Consider the following 1389-nt stretch of genomic DNA (forward strand, 5'->3'; position numbering starts at 1 on the left):
GGGCCGCCGCGTTCGAGCGTGTCCACGGCCCGCGCGCTGCCGGCCTCCGGTACCGCGCCGCGCTCACGGAACTGCGCCGGCCGGCCGGCACCGGCTCGCCGATCCGGCGCATCGCTGAGGTCGCGGCGCAGCCGATGCCGTGATCGCCGCTCGCCGTCCCGCCGCCGCGATGTTAAGCCGCCGGGAAGCCGAAACGCGGGGAACCCGGTGATCACGCTCTGGCATTGCATGAATGCCCGCTCCTTCCGCCCTTTGTGGGCGCTGGAGGAGATGGGACTGCGCTATGAACTCCGTCTGCTGCCGTTTCCGCCGCGCGTGGAGGCGCCGGCGTTTCTCGAACGCAATCCGCTCGGCACGATTCCGCTGCTTGAGGACGGCGACGCGCGGATGACGGAGTCGGCGGCCTGCTGCCAGTACCTCGCCGACCGTTACGGCCCGACGCCGCTCGCCGTCCGCCCCGAGGAGCCGGACTTCGCCGCCTATCTCAACGGTCTGCATTACGGGGAGGCGACGCTGACCTTCCCGCAGACATTGGTGCTCCGTTATGCGCGCTTCGAGCCTGCCGAGCGGCAGATCCCTCAGGTGGCCGAGGACTATGCCCGCTGGTTCTTCGCCCGGCTGCGGGCTCTGACCGCGCGGCTGGACGACGGGCGGGAATGGTACTGCGGCCGCTTCACCATGGCGGATATCTCCGTCGGCTACGCGCTGATGCTTGCCGTGCAGATCGGCATGCAGGACCGGTTCAACCCGACGATCGCCGCCTACCTCGACCGGCTGCGGGCCCGCGACGGCTGGCGACGCGCCGACGCGGCCCAGAATTCGGCGGCGGCCTCCGCCGCCGACCCGTTCGCATAGGCCGCGCCGCCGGGCGTCAGCCGATCTCGACCACCGTTCGCCCGCGGATGCGCCCGTCCACGATTGTGCGCGCCGCCTCGATCGCGCCGGGGAGATCGACAGTGGTCGTCATCGCCGCCAGTGCGGCGCGGTCCAGGCCGCCCGCGATGCGCGCCCATGCGGCCTCGCGAAGCGGCAACGGGGCCATGACGCTGTCCACGCCCAGCAGGGACACGCCGCGCAGGATGAACGGCGCGACCGTCGCCGGCAGGTCCATCCCCTGCGCCAGCCCGCATGCCGCGACGGCACCGCCGTAGCGCGTGCCCGCGAGCACGTTGGCAAGGGTGTGCGAGCCGACGCTGTCGATCGCCGCCGCCCAGCGCTCCCGCCCCAGGGGCTTGCCGGGCGCGGACAGGCTGGCCCGGTCGACCACCTCGTCGGCACCGAGACCTCGCAGATAGTCCGCTTCCTCCGGCCGGCCGGTGGAGGCGATCACGGTCCAGCCGGCGGCCTTCAGAAGCGCGATCGCGACCGATCCGACGCCGCCGGCCGCGC

Annotated in this window: 2 protein-coding genes; one reads left to right on the top strand and one right to left on the bottom strand. The window is 72.9% G+C overall.

What is annotated here, in order from left to right:
• The first annotated feature begins 207 nt into the window (after nt 1-207).
• The gene (locus tag B8460_RS13805; RefSeq protein WP_048862189.1) at nt 208-855 is read left to right on the top strand and encodes a glutathione S-transferase family protein; all 648 of its coding nucleotides are present in this window, start codon (nt 208-210) and stop codon (nt 853-855) included.
• A 16-nt stretch (nt 856-871) separates the two neighbouring features.
• Here the strand turns inward: B8460_RS13805 and B8460_RS13810 are convergent.
• The coding region (locus B8460_RS13810) for a zinc-binding dehydrogenase (protein WP_048862190.1) at nt 872-1389 on the bottom strand (518 nt) is incomplete at its 5' end.

Origin of the sequence: Acidisphaera rubrifaciens HS-AP3 (genome assembly GCF_000964365.1) — a bacterium.
Classification (GTDB): domain Bacteria; phylum Pseudomonadota; class Alphaproteobacteria; order Acetobacterales; family Acetobacteraceae; genus Acidisphaera; species Acidisphaera rubrifaciens.